Annotated in this window: 22 protein-coding genes; 12 read left to right on the top strand and 10 right to left on the bottom strand. The window is 38.3% G+C overall.

Annotation, left to right across the window (positions count from 1 at the left end; translation table 11 throughout):
• The first annotated feature begins 347 nt into the window (after positions 1–347).
• Positions 348–980 carry a YitT family protein gene (locus MF646_RS12310; protein ID WP_338035496.1) on the top strand — a complete coding sequence of 211 codons (633 nt, stop codon included), beginning with the start codon at positions 348–350 and terminating at the stop codon, positions 978–980.
• Positions 981–1,126: 146 nt separating this feature from the next.
• Here the strand turns inward: MF646_RS12310 and MF646_RS12305 are convergent, their stop codons facing one another.
• Positions 1,127–2,176 carry a lactonase family protein gene (locus tag MF646_RS12305; protein WP_250096802.1) on the bottom strand — a complete coding sequence of 350 codons (1,050 nt, stop codon included), beginning with the start codon at positions 2,174–2,176 and terminating at the stop codon, positions 1,127–1,129.
• Between the two features lie 177 nt (positions 2,177–2,353).
• Between MF646_RS12305 and MF646_RS12300 the strand changes: the two genes are divergently transcribed.
• Complete coding sequence (locus tag MF646_RS12300; protein ID WP_250096795.1) at positions 2,354–3,190, top strand: tyrosine-type recombinase/integrase; 837 nt, start codon at positions 2,354–2,356, stop codon at positions 3,188–3,190.
• Positions 3,191–3,353: 163 nt separating this feature from the next.
• On the opposite strand, the gene MF646_RS12295 is transcribed toward MF646_RS12300, so the two are convergent.
• The gene (locus tag MF646_RS12295; protein ID WP_250096794.1) at positions 3,354–3,983 is read right to left on the bottom strand and encodes a restriction endonuclease; all 630 of its coding nucleotides are present in this window, start codon (positions 3,981–3,983) and stop codon (positions 3,354–3,356) included.
• Between the two features lie 138 nt (positions 3,984–4,121).
• Between MF646_RS12295 and MF646_RS12290 the strand changes: the two genes are divergently transcribed.
• Together MF646_RS12290 and MF646_RS12285 are read left to right on the top strand one after the other, a co-directional pair.
• On the top strand, positions 4,122–5,579 hold the full coding sequence (locus MF646_RS12290; protein ID WP_250096793.1) for a GAF domain-containing sensor histidine kinase: 1,458 nt from the start codon (positions 4,122–4,124) through the stop codon (positions 5,577–5,579).
• 12 nt (positions 5,580–5,591) lie between these two features.
• Positions 5,592–6,236, top strand: coding sequence for a response regulator (locus tag MF646_RS12285; RefSeq protein WP_250096792.1), 645 nt, complete (start codon positions 5,592–5,594; stop codon positions 6,234–6,236).
• 20 nt (positions 6,237–6,256) lie between these two features.
• Here the strand turns inward: MF646_RS12285 and MF646_RS12280 are convergent, their stop codons facing one another.
• From MF646_RS12280 to MF646_RS12270, 3 genes are read right to left on the bottom strand one after another with little or no spacing between them, the layout of a single operon-like run.
• A complete protein-coding gene (locus MF646_RS12280) occupies positions 6,257–6,601 on the bottom strand; it encodes a VOC family protein (protein WP_250096791.1) in 345 nt (114 codons plus the stop codon).
• A 2-nt stretch (positions 6,602–6,603) separates the two neighbouring features.
• Entirely contained in the window at positions 6,604–7,623 is a 1,020-nt protein-coding gene (locus MF646_RS12275; RefSeq protein WP_250096790.1) for an S-adenosylmethionine:tRNA ribosyltransferase-isomerase, read from the bottom strand.
• Between the two features lie 2 nt (positions 7,624–7,625).
• The gene (locus tag MF646_RS12270) at positions 7,626–8,354 is read right to left on the bottom strand and encodes an SDR family NAD(P)-dependent oxidoreductase (RefSeq protein WP_250096789.1); all 729 of its coding nucleotides are present in this window, start codon (positions 8,352–8,354) and stop codon (positions 7,626–7,628) included.
• A 284-nt stretch (positions 8,355–8,638) separates the two neighbouring features.
• Here MF646_RS12270 and MF646_RS12265 point away from each other — a divergent pair, with 284 nt between their 5' ends.
• A complete protein-coding gene (locus tag MF646_RS12265; RefSeq protein WP_250096788.1) occupies positions 8,639–9,292 on the top strand; it encodes a restriction endonuclease in 654 nt (217 codons plus the stop codon).
• A gap of 54 nt (positions 9,293–9,346) precedes the next feature.
• A complete protein-coding gene (locus tag MF646_RS12260) occupies positions 9,347–9,490 on the top strand; it encodes a hypothetical protein (RefSeq protein ID WP_250096787.1) in 144 nt (47 codons plus the stop codon).
• Between the two features lie 26 nt (positions 9,491–9,516).
• On the opposite strand, the gene MF646_RS12255 is transcribed toward MF646_RS12260, so the two are convergent.
• Positions 9,517–10,179 (bottom strand): deoxynucleoside kinase, encoded by a 663-nt coding sequence (locus tag MF646_RS12255; protein ID WP_250096786.1) that lies wholly within the window; start codon positions 10,177–10,179, stop codon positions 9,517–9,519.
• Positions 10,180–10,469: 290 nt separating this feature from the next.
• Entirely contained in the window at positions 10,470–12,023 is a 1,554-nt protein-coding gene (locus MF646_RS12250) for an ABC-F family ATP-binding cassette domain-containing protein (RefSeq protein ID WP_250096785.1), read from the bottom strand.
• 283 nt (positions 12,024–12,306) lie between these two features.
• Between MF646_RS12250 and MF646_RS12245 the strand changes: the two genes are divergently transcribed.
• The 5 genes from MF646_RS12245 to ytkD all read left to right on the top strand — a co-directional run bounded on the left by MF646_RS12245 (position 12,307) and on the right by ytkD (position 16,561).
• On the top strand, positions 12,307–13,485 hold the full coding sequence (locus tag MF646_RS12245; RefSeq protein WP_250096784.1) for a MalY/PatB family protein: 1,179 nt from the start codon (positions 12,307–12,309) through the stop codon (positions 13,483–13,485).
• Between the two features lie 31 nt (positions 13,486–13,516).
• The gene (gene sda / locus MF646_RS12240) at positions 13,517–13,669 is read left to right on the top strand and encodes a sporulation histidine kinase inhibitor Sda (RefSeq protein ID WP_250096783.1); all 153 of its coding nucleotides are present in this window, start codon (positions 13,517–13,519) and stop codon (positions 13,667–13,669) included.
• A 396-nt stretch (positions 13,670–14,065) separates the two neighbouring features.
• Positions 14,066–14,557, top strand: a complete 492-nt coding sequence (locus MF646_RS12235; RefSeq protein WP_250096782.1) for a YwpF-like family protein — start codon at positions 14,066–14,068, stop codon at positions 14,555–14,557.
• A gap of 155 nt (positions 14,558–14,712) precedes the next feature.
• Positions 14,713–15,924, top strand: a complete 1,212-nt coding sequence (locus tag MF646_RS12230) for a bacillibactin exporter BcbE (protein WP_250096781.1) — start codon at positions 14,713–14,715, stop codon at positions 15,922–15,924.
• A 163-nt stretch (positions 15,925–16,087) separates the two neighbouring features.
• Positions 16,088–16,561: an RNA deprotection pyrophosphohydrolase gene (gene ytkD, locus MF646_RS12225; RefSeq protein ID WP_250096780.1), complete on the top strand. Its 474-nt coding sequence runs from the start codon at positions 16,088–16,090 to the stop codon at positions 16,559–16,561.
• 474 nt (positions 16,562–17,035) lie between these two features.
• On the opposite strand, the gene MF646_RS12220 is transcribed toward ytkD, so the two are convergent.
• From MF646_RS12220 to MF646_RS12210, 3 genes are read right to left on the bottom strand one after another with little or no spacing between them, the layout of a single operon-like run.
• Complete coding sequence (locus tag MF646_RS12220; protein WP_250096779.1) at positions 17,036–17,836, bottom strand: ABC transporter permease; 801 nt, start codon at positions 17,834–17,836, stop codon at positions 17,036–17,038.
• Positions 17,820–18,590 carry an ABC transporter ATP-binding protein gene (locus MF646_RS12215; RefSeq protein ID WP_250096778.1) on the bottom strand — a complete coding sequence of 257 codons (771 nt, stop codon included), beginning with the start codon at positions 18,588–18,590 and terminating at the stop codon, positions 17,820–17,822. The genes MF646_RS12220 and MF646_RS12215 overlap by 17 nt, the downstream gene beginning before the upstream one ends.
• A gap of 12 nt (positions 18,591–18,602) precedes the next feature.
• The gene (locus MF646_RS12210) at positions 18,603–19,598 is read right to left on the bottom strand and encodes an ABC transporter substrate-binding protein (protein ID WP_250096777.1); all 996 of its coding nucleotides are present in this window, start codon (positions 19,596–19,598) and stop codon (positions 18,603–18,605) included.
• Between the two features lie 168 nt (positions 19,599–19,766).
• Between MF646_RS12210 and MF646_RS12205 the strand changes: the two genes are divergently transcribed.
• The gene (locus tag MF646_RS12205) at positions 19,767–20,549 is read left to right on the top strand and encodes an alpha/beta hydrolase family protein (protein WP_250096776.1); all 783 of its coding nucleotides are present in this window, start codon (positions 19,767–19,769) and stop codon (positions 20,547–20,549) included.
• Positions 20,550–20,598: the final 49 nt, after the last annotated feature.

Below are 20,598 nucleotides of genomic sequence, written 5' to 3'. Positions count from 1 at the left end.
TATATGCATAAACAGAATGCTGAAGGCGCAGAAGAGCTTTTGGTCCGAAGGAGCAACATCTTCTTCGAGTAGGCCGATGGTTACTACATGATTATACTTCTCTGAAAAACATCATGTCCCCCTGTGAGACGAACTTCTTTTTTTCGTAAGCAACGTCGAAGAAAAAACACCATGGCCAAACATCCCCATAGAAGAGAAAGGACGAGCCAGGACGTTGCCAGGCAGGGCACGCTCCGCATGGAAATAGGAGAGACGGACATACGCGAAAGCCAAAATACCTCAGATGCAAACTAATAGAAAATGTATTATAGTATTAATATTCAGTTTTTTGAAAAGGGGGATTTACCATACAACGCTTTATTCTTATTTCTATAGGCATTATTAACTTCTCCCTCGCAACCATACTTTTTGCTGTTCCCAACACCATTATGGCGGGGGGGATTACAGGAATGGCAACCATGAGTTATTACTTATTCGATTTAAATATTGGAGTAGGAATGTTTTTGTTTAATTTCCCTTTATTCTTATCAGCCTTTATTTGGTATCGTGATCTATTTTATAAGTCGGTTGTCAGCATGGTTTCTGCATCTATCCTTGTCGGAATTCTTCAAGAGCCATTGATGCGCTTCGGTGTTGAGAATATTGTAATCGGTGCTCTAATTGGCGGGCTATGGATGGGAATTGGATTAGGTCTGATGGGAATGGCCAATTCAAGTTTAGGTGGCGGTTCCATGTTGGGAAAAATGATTAACTTAAAATACGGATTTTCTTTTGGTTTAGCAGTCTTTTTAGTGGATAGTTCTGTTTTTCCTTTAAGCTTTTTCCTAATTGGCGCCAAAGAAACCCTATTTTCACTTCTATTAGCAGCTTCTAGCGCATTTGGAATAACATTGGTAGGGAGAATTCACCAGGCTCTGATTAAAAAGAAACTTATATTATCACCCGACCTCGGTTCAAACGCAGTCTCTAAAAGAGCGTAAAAATAAATGAAAGTTAGGTAACTAGTGAAAAGCATCCTCCTTTTTATAAGAATATCCAAATTTAATTTGACTAGGTAAAACATAAAAAAGGGTGTCTCAAAGAACTTTTGAGACACTCCTTTTTGAATATATCAATATTTTTAGGTTTAGTTAGTAAAAACAACACATACAGGGTTAGGTACGGAAACAGTAACACCAGTAGGGGTGAGTTTACCAGTTGAAGAATCAATCGTAAACTGAACGATATTGCTGGTGTCTTGATTAGCAGCTAAAAGGAACTTTCCAGTAGGATCTATTGTAAAATCTCTTGGAAAAGAACCTTCCGTTGATGTATGGTCAACTAACGTAAGATGACCTGTATCTGCGTCAATTTGAAAGACTGCAATACTGTCATGACCACGATTCGATGCATACAAAAACTTTCCATCAGCAGATAGCTTAATAGCTCCCCCGATGCTTTCTTCTCCAATACCAGCTGGGAGAGAAGATATGTATTGAAGTTCATTAAATGAGCCAGTTTCAAAGTCATAGCTTAAAGCGATTACTTCTGAACTAAGTTCACCATTTACGTAAGCAAATTTTCCATTTGGATGAAATTGAATATGTCTTGGACCTGTGCCTGGTTTAAAAGTTTGTTCACTGTGTTTCGTCAATGTACCATTATCGAAAGAGTAAACAACCATCTCATCTGTCCCTAAATCTACCACACAAAGATAATGTTCGTCAGGAGTTAATCCAGCATAGTGAGCATGAGGCTTTTCTTGTCTTTCGTGTGGCCCACTCCCCGCGTGTGTAACTGTTGATGTGACTGCTGCAATCTCTCCGTTATCGGTTAGCTTATACGCAATTCCTGTACCTTGATGGTAATTGGCTGAGAAGAGAAAATTATTAGAATCATTTAAACTAACGTGACATGGAGGGCTCCCATCAGCTACATTATAATTTAATAACGATAATTGTCCATCTGGTTCAATCGAATAGGCTCCAACACCGCCTTGATCTTCCACTTTCGTAACCGAATACAAATACTTTTGATCACTAGTAACTGTAAGAAATGTTGGATTTTCTAGTTCCGCAGCAACTTGAACATCATCTATCGTACCTGATGTATCGTCCATGGATAAACGGTAAATCCCTTTGCTATCCCCTTTTGTATAAGTCCCAATATAGGCTGTTAACTTTTTACTCACGACAATATTCCTCCTTAGTAAGAACTCCTTTTAACTATATCATAGGAAAAAGGGAAGTGCATTTATGTGTCATTTTCAAATGAAAAAATTAATAAAATATAACAATTTAAACCAATTGTTTGCGCAGAACTTGACAAACTTTGAAATCCCTTTTATAGTTGTGGTAGTTAGGGGGAATTCATTTTGGATAAAAAATGCGCTGGAACCACAAAAGACGTCATAGATTCTTTTGCTGTCTATCTCTCTCAAAAAGGAAGGTCAGAAAATACAATTAAAACGTATTGTGGTGTGATCCATACATTTTCTAGTTGGTTAGAGGCCCAGGACAAGGAACTACATGAACTTACACAGCAAGATGTGCAATCGTATATTGACTTCTTAGAAACAGAAAAACGAAGTGTTTCAACAATAAATAAAATTTTTAATACAATAAATACTTTTGCCAAGTCGCAAAATCGTCCAGAAATGACTGAAAATATAAAAAGGTCAAAAACAAAAATCGATTATGTTGCCCCAGACTTTCTAACGGAAGAAGAAATAAATACCCTTCTTAAGAAAGCCAAAGCTGATTCAAGTAAGCGTAACAAAGCGATTGTTTTTGCCTTGCTTTATACAGGGGTACGAGTTTCTGAACTGTGTATGTTGAATCGTGACGACATTAAATTAAATCATAAGAGCCAAACAGGTCAAATGGTTGTAAAAAATCTAGAACAAGAAAATGAACGAATTATTCCTTTATCAAAAGAGCTCGTTCATAAGCTACACGATTACCTTACGTCTAGAAATGACGAGCATGAAGCACTTTTTGTTTCAAATTATCAGAAACGAATTGCAGCGCGTACAGTACAGCACATGTTAAAAGAGGAGTATGGTGTATATCCTCATAAGCTTCGCCATACGTTTTGTTATGATTTAGTTCGTAAAGGCGTCGATCTTTCTATTGTTGCACAACTATCCGGGCACTCAGATATAAATGTAACACGACAATATTTAGCCGTAATTGATGATATCGTCAGTTAATCGGATATAGACAACGCCTAGTCCTAACTCTGAAAATCAGAATTAGGACTAGGCGTTGTTGTAGTGAAGCAAAAATACCCCGTAAATAAATTTTCCAGTTGGAATTGAAACGAGTAAGAAAATCGCTAGAGCTTTATTTCTAGCGATTTTCTTATATTGAAGATTACTCTTGTGCTTCTCTTTTTACTTCATCTTTTATAAGTAGTGTTCGGACACGTTGGATAAAACGGTGTGATTTTTTTTGTTCTAAGTACGCATCAAGCATAGCATCTAGTGAATCACGATCGATGAGAGTTATTTTATTTGCACGTGCAATACGTTTAGCTGATTTTGTAAACTGACTATTTGTTACGATGATCACTCGTCTTGCTTGATAATTTGGTTTTAAAGCAAGAACATCGTGAACAAAATTTGCACTTACTTGATTCGTTTGACGTTTAGCAACGACGATTGCTTTTAGTCCTTTTTTTCGAAGAATTAGATCTGGTTGTGCTTTGCGGTTCACTTTCGTTCTACTGACTGAGTAGCCTTGCTTTTGAAAAAGTGGGACTAATAGTTGTTGAAATTCCCGATCAGGTATCTCATCGATATTTAATAACTCAGAAGATAGATGGCGAGAAATCCATTTCGATGTTTTTAAAAGATTTGTGATTCCTAATGTGGAAAGGATTGCGGCTAGTACAAATCCAAATATCGTAAAACTGTAATTATATAAATGAACTAGAATATATGTAGTTAGAAAAAGATAGATAGGCAAAAGTGAATTATGCTTTTTACGTTTAGGATTTTTCATGAATTCACATCCTTTAGACGTTTTTCATCACTAGTCTACCCAATGATTTGATTAATATGTCATGGTTGACGATTTTCTCTTCTCTGTTTTCTTAATGTACGGTACGATAAAAGGAACAAGTCTAAGTGAGGGTTGATGATGGACCAACAAAACCATTTCGTTCAGGCCAAGAATGTTAGGGAAACGTTACGTATTATTTCAATGACATTAAATGAAGGCAATGACCTTAAAAACATGCTGCAATCGGTATTAGAACGGTTACTTCAAGCAGTAAAACTGGAATGTGGTTGGATTTTTCTTATACATGAAGAAGGGAAGCACTCCCTGTTTGCTTCTTATGGCTTACCTGAGGGACTAATGTACAAGGAAAACTTACCGCTTTGTGATGGTGGCTGTTGGTGCAAAGATAAATATTTAGCAGGCCACCTAAAAAAGGCTGTGAATATTATGGAATGTAGACGTCTTGAGCGTGTGAAGGTTGGAAATTTTGGTGCGACAAATGGAATTAGCCATCATGCTACGATTCCTATTTTTGCTGGAGAAGAGTCATTTGGCTTAATGAATGTAGCTTCTCCAAGCAAGACTCATTTTTCCGAAGAAGAATTAGATCTGCTTGAGACTGTAGCGTATCAAGTAGGAGCAACTGTAAAGCGTTTTAAATTATTTGAACAGGAGCAACGTCGGTCAAATTTGCTAACAACACTTGGTACTTGTTTATCAATGATACAAAAGGGAGATAAAGAACCTTTTGAATTAGCTGCAATGATTTTACGCCTTTTTAACTGGAAGGGAATTTCTATAAGTCTTAATGGACAGTTTACTGAAGTAGGAGAATGCAATCGTAGACAAAAGGTCGTTCAAAAAGCTATTTTTGGTGAGACAAGATTGAAGGTAACCATTTTTCATGAAGTGTTCGATGAGGTCGATCACTATCTTATAGAACAGCTTACTCATTATCTTTGTTTGTATTTTGAGAAGGAGCGATTGAACGAACAAAGAAAAGAACTTGCACGATTAGATGAACGTAACCGGTTAGCACGAGATTTACATGATTCAGTAAACCAAATGCTGTTTTCCTTGTCACTAACAGCAAAGGGAGCTCAATTACGGACAAAGGAAGTAGAGACAAAAGAAACACTTGGGCAAATACAAGTGTTATCTCAAGAAGCGTTGAAGGAATTAAAGCAACTAATCTATCAGTTAAGATCAGAAGAGTTACAAGAAGGAATGACGTCTGCTATTAAACATTATGCAAGCTTACTTGGGGTAACTGTACACGTAAATGTGAAAGGTATACTTACTCTATCTAAATCAAGTGAAGAGTGTTTATGGCGAATTGCTCAGGAAGCACTAAACAATGTCAAAAAGCATAGTGGTGTTTTAGAAGCTTTTGTAGAAATTGAGGCATCGAAAGAAGAGTTAATGATGAAAATAAGAGATCATGGTTGTGGGACGAAGGAAACTGAGTATATTCACAGTAGATCAATAGGCATTCATGGGATGAGAGAACGAGTTGAAGCCTTAAAAGGAACGTTCACATGGGAGAGTAAAGAGAATATAGGAACGACACTTACAGTAGTCATTTCAAATCAGTAGGGGGATCATCAGATGACTATACGAATTATGATTGTTGATGATCATCATGTTGTTAGAAGAGGCTTAGTTTATTTCCTTGAGTCAATGGAAGATTTAAAGGTAGTAGCAGAAGCTTCTAACGGCATGGAGGCAATTGAATTATTTGAAAAAGAGCGTCCAGATGTGGTGATTATGGATTTAGATATGCCGAAAATGGATGGAATGGAATGTACGAAGAAGCTAAAAGAGCTAGATGAGAGTGCAATTGTTCTAGTGTTAACTAGTTTTACAGATCAAGATCACGTCATTCCAGCATTAGAAGCAGGAGCTTCCGGCTATCAATTAAAAGATATTGAACCAGAGCAGTTAGCAGAAACTATTCGCGCTGTGTATTGTGGTGAAAGCAGACTACATGAAAAAGTAACTAAGCATGTATTAACTCGTGTTTCACCAAACTTCACTAGTGAACAAGCGCGTCTACAGAGGTTAACGGGACGGGAACGTGATGTTTTAGTAGAAGTGACAAAAGGGCGAAGTAATAAAGAAATCGCACAAGAGCTCTACATTTCAGAAAAAACGGTCAAAACACATATGTCTAACATATTAGCCAAGCTCGAGTTAGCCGATCGAACGCAAGCGGCAGTTTTTGCACTGAAACATAACGTAAAAAAAAGATAGAACGGAAGAAGAGGGGTCCTCTAAGTCCGTTCTTTTTTTTCAATAAACTCAACATAATAATAATCGTTAGAATAGAAGATCGTTTTCCATCCATTTTTTAATTCGTATGGTCCACACGCTTCAAAAGAAGGTGGTGGAATCCAGTTTTGCATATGGTTTTCTAAATTAGGGACTTGGTAGGCAACGTGAAAAGGAAAGGTAGTTGGATCCCCTTCAATGAGTTCAATGATAAAAGAATCTTTATTTAAGAATAGTAAGTTTTCATCCATAAACGAAAATTCTGCTTCTACCTCCCAGTCAGATGCTAACAACGTTCTAGCAGCGTTAATATCTGGAACAACGATACCAATATGATGAATGTCCATGTTTAGTTCTCCATTGGCAAAAGGAGGTTCATATCACCAAACTCATGCCACAAATAACCTTGTCTAATTGCCTCTTCGTAAGCAGCCAGTAAATTCTTTTGGTCAATAAAAGCAGAAAGCATGTCAAGGTGACTCGCTTCAGGTTCGTGGAAGCCTGTTAACAAACCATCCACAACATAAAGTGAGGAATTTAATTTGATATGAAGAGTTGTTTCTCCTGTAGTAGGTTGAAGAATATGCTGTGTATCAACGGCGCTTTCTAGTGCTCTCACAACCGTTGTACCAACGGCGATAATCCTTGAATTTCTGTTTTTGGCTAAATGAATGAGTTCAACTGTTTCTTTCGGGACATGAAATGGCTCTGGCTGGAAAATGGGATCTGGCCAATGGTCGTTTTCGAAATAGCTTAGACCAGTATGGAGATAAACAAAGCCAATTTCGACCCCTTTCTTTTGTAGGTCAGCAAGCATCTTCCAGGAGAGGGCGCGACCAGCTGAAGGCATTTCGATCGAACCTGGTACAGAGCTATACACCGTTTGAAAGGCTTGCAGTGGCCAGTGATCCTGTAAATATTCGTAATGAATCGGTGTCCCGTGTGTATAGAGATAATTATAAAATTCATTTCCTGCGATTGAAAAGCGTAAAGAGATAAGGGGGGTCTTACTACACTTGTCTAAAACGGTTGCTTTTACGTTACTTGTAAAGGTTAGAGTATCACCAATTTCTATTTCATGAAGATAAAGAACATCCCAAATTTCAGAAGAACGTTTCCTTGCAAGGCGTACTTCCATATGATCTGTCGTAAAAATGACGGCTGGAATTGTTCGACTATTATTTAAAATTAGGACATCACCTTCTTTCAAATAACTGCTAAGGTTTTCGAAAGTATCATGATGTACGTTGCCTGCTTGGCGATTTTGAACTAACAGCTTTACTGCTTCTCTTTTATTAGAACGGATCTCAGCTGGCAAAAACGCATGTAGGTGATCTGGAACAACGAATGGATAGGATGCTAAAGTCATGTTCATACCCCCTTTCTTGTAAAAGATTGTGCTTCGAACCGTTGACCGGTAACAAATTGAGATTCGCTTGATGCCAAGTAATCAAATACATCTATGACGTCACTAGGTTGAGCAAGCTCATATTCACAATTTGGTACGGCAATTTTGTGCATAGCAGTATCCATTTCTCCTGGATCGACAAGGTTGATTCGAACACCTGTATCAATTAATTCATCTGCCCAGATTTGAGTCATACCTTCTACAGCAAATTTAGAGATAGAATAAGCTCCCCATTCGGCATATCCTGTTTTGCCTACTTCAGATGTGAGGTTAATAATACTGCCTTTATGACGTGCAAGCATTCCAGGTAAAACACGTTTCGTCATTAGGAAAGGGTTCATAATATTAATTTCAAGCACATTTTTAAGAGCTAGATCAGGATAATCGGCTAAATAAAGGGGGCCAGGCCCAAAGATCGATGCGTTGTTAATTAGTGTATCGATGTGACCAAAATAATTTTCTGTTACTGAGATAAATCGCTCAACATCATTAGGATTAGAAACATCTGCAGAAAGTGCAACGACTTCAGCCCCGTATTTCTCCAATTCGTTTTGAACCGTTTTAATTTCGTTTTCCCCTCTAGCACAAATTGCTAAATTAGCCCCTTGCTTGGCAAAGTGTTGAGCAAGAGTATAGCCTAGGCCGCGTGTGGCACCTGTTATCATAATGACTTGTTTTATTTGATCAAACATTTGTTTAACTCCCTTCGTTCTTTGATTACTCTCATTTTATGAAAACAAGCAACAACCAACATCGAGAAGAAGACTGATAAAATCTACAACTTTTGGAGTAGGGCACTGAAAAAGGTGCGGTTTTGACCTTTTTCAGTGCTCTTTAGGAGTAGGGGGGGTCAGACCCCTCTGTATATATTCACCGCGTTAAAGGTGTGCAGAAGGGTCTGACCCTTTAACAAACAAGTGTTTGCTTTTTGGGTTTCCAACGCTTAAGATAAGGAACGAAGGGAGTTGGGACGAGTATGAATGAAAGTGTGCCAACATGGCTCAGTGTGGCGGGATTTAGTGTTCTCTTATTGCTCACCGTTGCAATCATTGTTATAGCGGTTCTTTTGCATTTTCGAAAAAAGAAACGCTTTGATGTAAGTAAGATTTCAATTACAGATATTGACCGAATGTCTGGTCATGATTTTGAAGATTATTTATATGTCTTATTTGTAGCTCTTGGGTATGATGAGACGTTTTTAACGAAGAAAAGTCGGGACTTTGGAGCGGATTTGCTTTTTCGGGATCGATTAGAGGCTCAAACCGTTGTCCAAGCTAAGCGTATTACTGAGAAGATTGGTTTAGAGGCTATTCAGGAAATTTATGCAGCAAAAGCCTATTATGATGCCAATCAAGCTATTGTTATAACATCTGCAATTGATGTTTCCGAGCCTTGCAGAAAGCTTGCTGCAGCAACAAAAGTTAGGATCCTTGCACGAGAAGATTTGATTGAAGTTATCCGGTTGTTTAAAAAAGGAAGACTAACCGAAGCACAAGATGTTATTGAACTCCCATATGAAGAAATAGATTATAATGCAGAAGATAGCATAGATGACTTAGATCATCAGCGGGGACTGATTAAGGCAGGAGAATACTTTTATAAACTAACGAAAACAAGACAAAGTATGTAGAAATCATAAGACAACTTCTTATCGGCATAAATTTCGATATGGGGGGATGTGCTTATGTTAAAAGGCGTTGATTGGCAAATGATCGCATTTGTTGGAGGGTCATTGCTCCAAGAATATTTACGATTTTCGCATTTACCACGTATTTATTATTTTTTAGAAAAAAAAGAAGACAAAGAAGAGGATGACCGGGTAGCTTAACAGCTCGGTTATCCTCTTCTCTTAGATTAAATCGTCACTTTTGGATTTATCACATTTGAAATTCGCTCTATAATTGATTCAACAGCTTGTTCATCGTTTAATAAATCATACTCTTTAATATTTAAACGTAACACTGGACAAGACGTGAAGTTGTTAATCCACTCCTCGTAACGTACATGCATTTCTTCCCAATAGGAAAGTGGAGTCTTTTGTTCCATTTCGCGGCCGCGTTCTTGAATACGGCTAACAATATTATTCAAGTCACCTTCAAGGTAAATAAGCACGTCCGGATGAGGAAAATATGGTGTCATTACCATCGCATTAAAAAGGCTCGTATACGTTTCGTAATCAACGTCTGTCATTGTACCTTTATCTGAATGCATTTTAGCAAAAATGCCTGTATCCTCATAAATGGAACGGTCTTGAATAAAACCGCCACCTTGCTCAAACATCCTCTTTTGTTCTTTAAATCGTTCGGCAAGAAAATAAATTTGTAAATGAAAACTCCACCGTTCAAAATCAGCATAAAATTTGTCTAAGTATGGATTTTGATCAACATTTTCAAAAGAAGTGTTGAAGCCAAGAGCTTTTGCAAGTGATGTTGTCATTGTTGATTTTCCAACACCAACGGTACCTGCAATTGTTATTATGGCGTTTTCAGGAATGTTATATTTAGCGCGTAGGTTCAAAACAAGTCGCTCCTTTTTGCAGTGCTTGATCTTTTTATAAGTATGCCATCTAAGTCTTGCGCCTTTTTGATAAAGTTTACCTCATCACCGTTAATGTCAATAATAGGTGTATTAGGGTAGAGAGAAGCTCAGTTTGACATTGTGTGTTTCATAGTCCTTAGATAATTGGTTAAGGTACTGAGGATCCATTTTCTGCTCCATTACTCTTCCTCGTAATTCCATACGGGACAAGGAGGGGTCAGACCCCTCTTTACTGCACTAAAGAGGGGTCTGACCCTTATACTCTTATACTATACTAATTTTGTTGTCCATGATTCGCAGTTCCAGACGTCTGTAGCAACGTCTTGATAGAACTCTGGTTCGTGACTAATTAGCAAAATGCTTCCTTTGTATGCTTGCAGCGCTCGTTTTAACTCTTCTTTTGCGTCAACGTCTAAGTGATTTGTCGGCTCATCGAGAACAAGGATATTTGTTTCACGATTAATTAATTTACAAAGACGGACCTTGGCTTTTTCGCCACCACTTAAAACGACAATCTTACTCTCTATATGCTTTGTCGTTAATCCACACTTAGCAAGGGCTGCACGTACCTCAGCTTGTGTGAATGAAGGGAAATCCTGCCATACCTCGTCAATACATGTTTTATCAGGATCTTTTGCTTCTTGTTCAAAATAACCGATCTCTTGATAATCTCCACGCTCAACTGTGCCATCTACTGGTTTAATTAATCCTAGGATGCTCTTTAGTAACGTTGTTTTTCCTATTCCGTTTGCACCAACAAGAGCAACCTTTTGTCCACGTTCCATTCGAAGGTTAAGAGGACGTGAAAGCGGCTCATCATAGCCGATGACAAGATCCTTCGTTTCAAAGATCAGCTTGCTTGTCGTTCTTGCTTCTTTGAAGTTAAACTGTGGCTTTGGCTTTTCTTGAGTAAGTTCAATCATATCCATCTTATCTAGTTTCTTTTGACGAGACATCGCCATATTACGTGTCGACACACGTGCTTTGTTCCTAGCAACAAAGTCTTTTAATTGAGCAACTTCTTGCTGTTGTCTCTTATAAGCTGCCTCAAGCTGCTGTTTCTTCATTTCATGTACTTCTTTAAAATGCTCGTAATCCCCTACATATCGATTAAGCTCTTGATTTTCCATATGATAAATCAAGTTGATCACGCTGTTTAAAAATGGAATGTCATGTGAAATCAAGATAAACGCATTTTCGTACTCTTGTAAGTAGCGCTTTAACCATTCAATATGCTGTTCATCTAAATAGTTTGTAGGCTCATCCAATAGCAGGATATCAGGTTTCTCGAGTAGAAGTTTCGCAAGTAATACCTTTGTTCGCTGACCTCCACTAAGGTCTGTAACATCACGGTCTAATCCAACATCATCAAGACCAAGTCCTCTAGCAATTTCTTCTACCTTCGCATCAATTGTATAGAAATCATTGTTTGTTAATGTATCTTGAATAATTCCAACTTCTTCAAGCATCTTCTCAAGTTGTTCAGGAGTAGCTTCTCCCATTTTGTCATACATTTCATTCATTTCCGTTTCCATGTCAAACATATATTGAAACGCGCTTTTTAACACATCGCGCATCGTCATCCCGCGCTCTAAAACAGAATGCTGGTCTAAATAGCCGACACGAACCTTTTTCGACCACTCTACTTTTCCTGCATCAGGCATTAGCTTACCGGTAATAATATTCATAAACGTCGATTTTCCTTCACCATTGGCTCCAATTAAACCAATGTGCTCTCCTTTAAGTAAACGGAAGGACACGTCATGAAAAATCGCACGATCGCCAAATCCATGGCTTAAGTTTTTAACGGTTAACACACTCATTCCAAACACCTATCCTTTAATAAATACGTACTTTTTTGCTTTTTCCATCTTATCATAAGAGAGGGTGAATGTCTGTTTGGAATTAGACTTTATCACTGAATGTATTTTCCAAAATAACCACTCTTTTTTATCATTGTTGAACTACAAAATATTAAATAAAAATTTGAAAAAATATAAATTTAAAAAGGAATTAATTATTCTTCGTTGAATAGTAAATATTGACCTAAAGACAGAAAAAATATTTAATGGAGGTATGTGTTTCAATAGGGAGGAAGTGTAAGTTATGAGTAAGCAATTCGATGAAATAGTTGAACGTCGTGGTACGAACTCAATGAAGTGGGATATGACTAAGCAACGTTTTGGTAAGGAAGACCTTTTGCCGATGTGGGTAGCAGATATGGATTTTCGTGCACCAAAAGAAGTATTAGATGCATTACATGCTACAGTTGAACATGGTATTTTTGGATATCCTGCTCATTCAAAAACGGTCGATCAAGCCGTTCAAGGTTGGTTAAAGAGAAGATATAGTTGGTCGGTTGAAGCGGACTCACTTATATATACATCAGGCATTGTGCCAACGATTAGTTACATTATTCAAGCATTCACTGAACCTGGTGAAGGTGTTATTATCCAAACCCCCGTTTACTACCCGTTTTATGATGTTGTGAAAAAAAATAATCGTGAGTTAATCAAAAATCCACTCTCGTTTGACGGAGATCACTATGATATCGATTTCAATCAATTAGAGTCAGTGATTACGGATAATACCAAAATGCTTGTTCTTTGTCATCCTCATAATCCAGTTGGGCGTGTTTGGAAGCGTGATGAATTAGAAAAGCTCGCCGCGATATGTGAAAAGCATAATTTGCTTGTTGTCTCAGATGAAATCCATGCTGACTTACTATTTAAAGGCCAAAAGCATATTCCATTTGCATCGATTAGTAAAGATGCTTCAGAGCGTACGTTCACTTGTTTAGCCCCAAGTAAAACTTTTAATTTAGCTGGGATACAAACTTCGTATGTAGTAGTTGAGAATGAAGAATTACGTCGCAAATTAGCTAACCACTTAGCTAACTCATTTGCAAATTCTGTTAATTCATTTGCAGAAGTGGCAACTGAAGCGGCATATACACATGGGGAAAAGTGGTTAGAACAGTTAATGGACTATGTGCAAGATAACTATGATTTTGTCCGAAAGTATATCTCTTTGAATATGCCTAAATTACGAGTAATGGATTCAGAAGGTACATACTTACTGTGGTTAGAATGCTCAAATCTACCATTATCAGCTTTGGAGCGGAAAAAATGGCTCGTTGAAGAAGCGAATGTTGCTTTAAATCATGGTCCAATTTTTGGTGATGAAGGAAAAGATTTTGAACGAATCAATTTAGCTTGTCCAAGAGAAACGTTAAAACAAGGTCTAGATCAAATGAAGGAAGCCTATGATAAGCGCGGGTTTTAAATAACAATTTTTTATAAGTGCGGTGAAAGGGATGGAAAGGTTAGAATATCGAGTTTTATTAGAAGCGTATGAACGTGCGATTCGTTTGGAGTTAGAAGAAGATTTTATTGAATTGTTGCGTGAAGAAATCAAAGGGCGAAAAAAAAGAATGATTATAAGCAAAAAGTCGAAAATTTTTGTGTGAAGCTTTGTTGTAAATAGGGAAAAGCTAACATATTTCGGGTTTGTACGCATAAATTGTCAGAGTGACACCATCGAGCAGTTGAGAAAAATCGACAAAGGAGACATTTACTATATGTTACAAGAAAATCTTTACCAAGAACTTATCGACGATTGTAAATGTAAGCTGAGGAGAGACCTTACTAGTGAAGAGGTGGAACTCATTAAGTGGATTCTAGAAAAACAATATGAGCTGTGCTTTCAAAGGATGAAAAGTTCATAAATAAGCGTCAAGGGGGATTTTTAAAGGGCACTGAAGTAGGAAGCAAAGCTTTTTCGGTGCTCCTTGAAAAGAAAGTCCCCCTCATTTTGGAATTTGAAAGATTTATGATTTAATTAGAGTAAAAGGAGGGAAATGCTTTTGAAAACATTCAAACTTTATTCGCTTAGCTTGCTTGAAGGTAACGGTGAATGTGTTGATCAAAAATTAATTCCCATTCAAGACGGACTAATTGTGAATATGGAAAACAAGAATCAAACATGGTATATTGAAGCCGTGATTAGTAAGGAATATACTGATTATTTTAAAAAAGTAAAGGAAAAAAAAGGCCATATTCTTGTAGATGTGATCATTACAAGTAAGGACAATCACCCAGCTGCTATGATTACAAATGTTCAAACGATTACTGAATTGTCAAATAATATTAGTGTATTATTAGAGGCAAAACTTGCGTTAAAAAGAGATGTAATTATTGAAGATGTCTTAAAAGATTTAGTTAACGAAGGTTACTCAGAAGAACAATTGCTAGCAGAATTCCATAACAAAATGGAAAATTTAGCTGCGCACCCTCAAAGTGCATTAAATACTATTTATCGCTCCATTAAAGAAAGTGGAGACTATAACTTACAATAATGAAAAGCATCTATTCAATTGAATGGGTGTTTTTTTGTTCCTTTGTTACAGTCTTTTTCTTCCTTGCTTATGTAAAGTTTAACGTGTATAGAACATGCACTCTTCCTAATACTAACAAGGTAATTATTTTGAGTTAGGAACGGGGGAGCCTCGCGATGCAAGAAAAAGATAAATGGGCTATTTTCTCGATTTCGTCTATACCACTCGTTATGACATTGGGGAATTCAATGCTTATTCCAGTGTTACCTCAAATCGAGAAAGAGCTTGGAATTAGTTCATTCCAAGTAAGTATGCTCATCACGGTCTACTCCATTGTGGCAATCCTTTGTATCCCAATTGCAGGATATATATCAGATCACATTGGAAGGAAAAAGGTCATCATTCCTAGTCTAATTATTGCAGGGGTAGGGGGATTTATTTCAGGTTTTGCAGGTTGGCAAATGGAAAATCCATACGGTATGTTGATTTTTGGTCGTTTCTTGCAAGGCATTGGAGCAGCTGGAGCAATGCCGATTGTGTTGCCATTAGTTGGTGATATGTATACAAATCAAAAAGATGTAAGTAAAGGCTTAGGAATGATTGAGACAGCCAATACATTAGGAAAAGTGTTAAGTCCGATATTGGGTGCTGCATTAGCGCTAATTGTTTGGTACATGCCTCTTCTTTCCATTCCTGTATTATGTTTTATATCGATATTATCCATGTTATTTCTAGTAAAAGTCCCTCCAATGAGTGGAAAAGCTGTCGGATTTAAGGCTTTTGTCAAGACAACAAAAGTCATTTTTAAGCGTGAAGGACGGTGGCTCTACGCTGTATTTGCCATTGGGGGCATATTGATGTTTGTTATTTTTGGTGTTCTTTTTTATTTATCTACAATGCTTGAAGAGGAGTTTCAAATAGATGGCATTAAAAAAGGGATTATCTTAGCTATTCCGTTAGCAGCGTTATGTTTCTCTTCATTTGCAACGGGAAAGGTGATTGGGCAAGATAAACAAAAAATGAAATGGTATACCGTTGCAGGTCTCGTCATATTGACTCTTGCTATTTTCACGGTCTCTTTCTCCAAAGACATTTATTTATTATTAACGTGTCTTTTCGCAAGTGGTGTAGGAATCGGAATTGCTCTACCATGTCTGGACGCATTAGTAACAGAAGGGATTGAAATGAAACAAAGAGGAACAATTTCATCACTTTATAGTAGCATGCGTTTCGCTGGTGTGGCTCTTGGGCCGCCGGTTTTCGCTGTATTGATGAAAACGTCCCATTCCTTGATGTTCTTGTCTAACACAGTCTTATGTGTTGTAACAGTGCTTATTGTTTTGTTAATGATTAAACCAGAAGATCCTGTCAAACCGACATGGGGATAAAAAGGCAGCAGAAAAAGTTCAATTTCCTTTTTCTGCTGCCTTAAAAGGTTCGAAATTAGTGCGTTTCATTTATCGACAAAAATTGTTTTTGTCTTTTTCATAGTTTCCCTTCGCTTTTTACATCTGTATACTTAGGGTAAGAATGACAAAATGAGGCGAGTGTATGTATCAATTTCAGGATCAAAATGATTGTCAAGTCAGACTTACGTTTGAGGAGCCAGGTTTTGTGAAGAATGCAAAGCATATATGGGTAGTCTGTCGTTACAATGGTAGTTGGTTATTAACGAGGCATAAAATGAGGGGCCTTGAATTTCCAGGGGGCAAAGTAGAAAAAGGGGAAACCCTTGTTGACGCAGCAAAAAGAGAAGTTCGAGAAGAGACGGGCGCAGAGATAGAAGCTTTACATTTTATTGGACAGTATGAGGTTAAATGTGGGCAAAGCATTATGTATAAAACGATATTTTTTGCTACAATTTCAAACGTCGCAAAGAAAACCTACTACTACGAAACGAATGGTCCAGTATTATTAGAAGAGTTACCAGCAGAGCTTTCTTCACAATCAGAGTTTAGCTTTATAATGAAAGATCAAGTTCTTACGTATACAATGGAGCAAATAAACAAACTGCAATTAATTTAGAGGATATGCAAAGGATAATCGCTTTTTTGCGAAAAGAGAGCAAACATAGTGGCAATGGCTTCACTCGTCGTGCGCCTTTTGAGAAGGGCGCTCAAAAGGCTTAAAAGATTACGGTGGCTCCGCACATTGCTTAGAGCAGCAGCAAAAAGGAAAATCGCCTTTTTGCGAAAAGAGAGCGAATCCAGTGGCAATGGCTTCACTCGCCGTGCGCCTTTTGAGAAGATCGCTCAAAAGGCTTAAGAGATAACGGCGGTTCCGCACATTGCTTAGAGGATATGCAAAAAGGAAACCCGCCTTTTAGAGGATATGCAAAGGAAAATCGCTTTTTTGCCAAAAGAGAGTGAACATAATGGCAATGGCTTCACTCGCCGTGCGCCTTTTGAGAAGAGCGCTCAAAAGGCTTAAAAGATGACGGCGGCTCTGCTCATTGCTTAGAGGATATGCAAAAAGGAAACCCACCTTTTTGCATATCCTCTAATATTGTTTCAGTAATTTTTGTTCGAGGGCTTCGACGATTTTGTACATAATGGTTGCGAGGATAGCGATGGTGAGGAGGCTCATGAGGACGAGTGTAAAGTTGAATACTTGGAAGCCGTAAATAATTAAATAACCTAGTCCCTGTTTAGATACTAAAAATTCTCCAACGATAACACCGACCCAAGCTAGGCCTACGTTTACTTTTAATGTTGAGATAATGGTGGGAAGAGAAGCTGGAAAAATAACGTATCGAAACGTTTGTTTTTTGGATGCGCCAAATGTATTCATTACCTTTAGATAATTTGAATCGACTTCACGAAAGGCTGTAAAGACGACCATCGTTGTAATGACGACGGAGACGAGTGCTCCCATTGCGATGATCGACGTAAAACCAGGGCCGAGCCCTACTATTAAAATCGGCCCTAATGCGACTTTGGGCATAGAATTTAAAACGACTAAATAAGGGTCGAGTACTTTTGATATGAATCTAGACCACCATAAGATGGCGGCGAGTAATGTACCAATCCCTGTGCCAAGCATAAAACCAAATAATGTTTCAAACATCGTTACAGAAGCATGAGTAAACAATGAGCCATCACTGACTCTAGATACAAGTAAGTTCCAAATTCGTGATGGCATACTAAACAGCAAAGGGTCTATCCAACGTTGTCTTGCTGCAACTTCCCAAAAAACAAAAAATGAGATGAGGATTCCAAGTTGGACTACAAGTACTTGCCTATTTTCCCTTTTCAGGGAGGCAAGGTATTTTTTGTGTAAGGAATCAAGATGTTGATGCAAGGCTCTCCATCTCCTTCCATATCAATTGAAATTGATCGTTAAAATCCTTATGCTGCCTTGCTTGAAATGGCAAGACACAAGCGATGTCATTTGGAATGTTGAAGATACGATGAATGCGGCCGGGTCTTGGTGATAGTAAGATAACTCGGTCTGACATAGCAATGGCTTCGGCAATATCATGTGTCACTAAAATGGCCGTTTTTTTCTCTTTTTTTAATGTTTGAAATACTAAATCCTCTAGCTTTAGTTTCGTTTGATAATCAAGTGCTGAAAAAGGCTCATCTAAGAGCATCATAGCTGGATTGGTTGCGAGCATCCGAACGAGTGCTACTCGTTGCCTCATTCCACCTGACAGTTGATTAGGAAATAAATCCTTTTTATCGGCAAGGCCGAGCTGAGTTAACCAATTCAATGCGGTCATCTTGGTTGAATCAGAATAGACACCTTTTATTTTTAGCCCTAATGTAATATTGTCTTCAATCGTACGCCAAGGAAAGAGGTAGTCTTGTTGAAGCATGTAACCAATATTGCTAGTAGCATTAATAGGTTTATGTCCCAAAGTGACTTGACCAGTTGTTGGGGTGAGAAGTCCTGCAATAATGGAAAGCAAAGTCGTTTTGCCGCAGCCGCTTGGGCCGAGGATAGAAAGAAACTCTCCATCCTCTACTGAAAAAGTTATTGATTCCAGTGCTAACGTCGCCTCGCGCTTTGTTAAATAACCTAAGGAAACGTCTTGCAATTGCAAAGTCGCCACCTAGACCACCCCCTAATTTGTTACACTTTCTGCGATTGTTGTATCGACTAATTCGGTATAGTCAACTTGTTGTGGAAGCTCACCCGCTTCATCCATAATTAGCTGTAAATTGTCCCAAGCCTGTGGTTGGACGAGTGGGGAAGTAGCGTAAGATCCTTGTGAGCGGTAACGATCTACAACTTGAGCAACAAGCTCTACATCTGTATCTTCAAAAAAGTCTACAATCGCTTCGGCAACCACTTCTACTGGTTGTTCACCTACCCACTGTTGTGCTTTGTAAAGTGCGCGAGTGAATGCTTCGAGCTTATCAACTTCAGATCCCATGTAGCTTTGTTTCGCCATAAAAACAGTATAGGGAACACTTCCTGATTCAGTTCCAAATGATGCCACAATGTGACCGATTCCTTCATTTTCAAATAAGGTTGCTTGTGGCTCAAACAATTGAACGAAATCACCAGTTCCAGAGGCGAACGCACTTGGAATGTTACCAAAGTCAATGTTTTGAATAAGGTTCAGGTCATTACGAGGATCAATGCCGTGTTTCCTTAACACATGCTCCCCAACCATTTGAGGCATGCCACCCGTTCTTTGACCAAGGAAAGTGCTTCCTTTTAGGTCATCCCAATCAAAAGAATCTAGTTTTTCACGCGATACAAGGAACGTTCCATCAGCCTGTGTTAGTTGAGCGAAGTTTATCGCTGGGTCAGTTGCACCTTGAGCATAGACGTAAATGGAAGTCTCAGCCCCTACTAGAGCGATATCGGCTCCACCGGATAACAAAGAAGTCATCGTGTTGTCTCCGCCCCAAGTTGTCGTCAGTTCAAGGTTTATTCCCTCATCCTCAAAAAAACCTTGGGATATTGCCACATACAGTGGGGCATAGAAGATGGATCTAGTCACCTCTGAAACACGGATTGTATCTTTGCTTCCCCCGAAAGAACAAGCAGAAATTGAAATGAAAAGTACAAGAGATAAGAGCAATAGAGCAGCTTTTTTTATGACTTTCATGACAGTCATCTCCTTAAAATGAAATACTAATTGTGATAGTCTATGTGAGTACTGGAAAATGTGTGTTTGCCCAATTTTATTTTTTTTGTCACATTTCTTTACAATAACAACAATTTGTCACTTCGACGTTTTTCTCGAGTCAATACTGAAGTAGAAAGGAATTCATACATGAACCTAATTGATAAGGTACGTATCCCGTCTCCGCACCCTAAAATTAAATTATTTGAAATTACTTATCTTAGTTCCGGATTGAAAGTAAAGGGCTATTTAGCAATACCAACATGGGGTGAGCGATTCCCAGGGTTATTATACTTACGCGGAGGGATCAAAACAGTGGGGATGGTTCGGATTCAACGAGTCATTCAATGGGCGGCAGAAGGAATGGTAGTAGTTGCGCCATTTTATCGTGGAAATAAAGGAGGGGAAGGGCAAGAGGACTTTTGTGGGGAAGATCGAGAGGATGCCTTTGCGGCTTTTGATTTAATGAAAAACATGATCCAGGTTGACTCTAGCTCTCTGCATATACTTGGGTTTTCTAGAGGGGGAGTGATGGCGTTGTTAACTGCGATCAAACGACCAGAGACGACATCGGTTGTATGTTGGAATGGTGTTTCTGATATGGTACTCACGTATGAGGAAAGAATCGATTTACGGAGAATGATGAAACGGGTCATCGGTGGTACACCGAGTAAATATCCAGACAGGTATGAGTGGCGGACACCACTTGGAGAAATAAAAAACATTAGAGGGAACGTGTTAGTGATTCATGGTGAAAAAGATGAGCATGTGTCAATTGAACATGCGTATCGTCTTGAATATGCTTGTCATTCTTCGGATGTGAACATAGAGACATGGTATTATCCTGTTTTTCATCATCATTTTCCAGCATCGAGCCAACGACAGATCCTATCTGAGGCAGCAATGTGGATGAAAAAAAGCTTTTGCAATTAACTGAAATCTAAGAATGATTAAAGTGATTCTTACAAATAATACCTTTAAA

This window comes from Halalkalibacter alkaliphilus (assembly GCF_023555415.1).
Taxonomy (GTDB): domain Bacteria; phylum Bacillota; class Bacilli; order Bacillales; family Bacillaceae_D; genus Halalkalibacter; species Halalkalibacter alkaliphilus.
The sequence above is the reverse complement of the archived record's forward strand: the minus strand, read 5'-3'. Positions and strand labels throughout refer to the sequence as shown.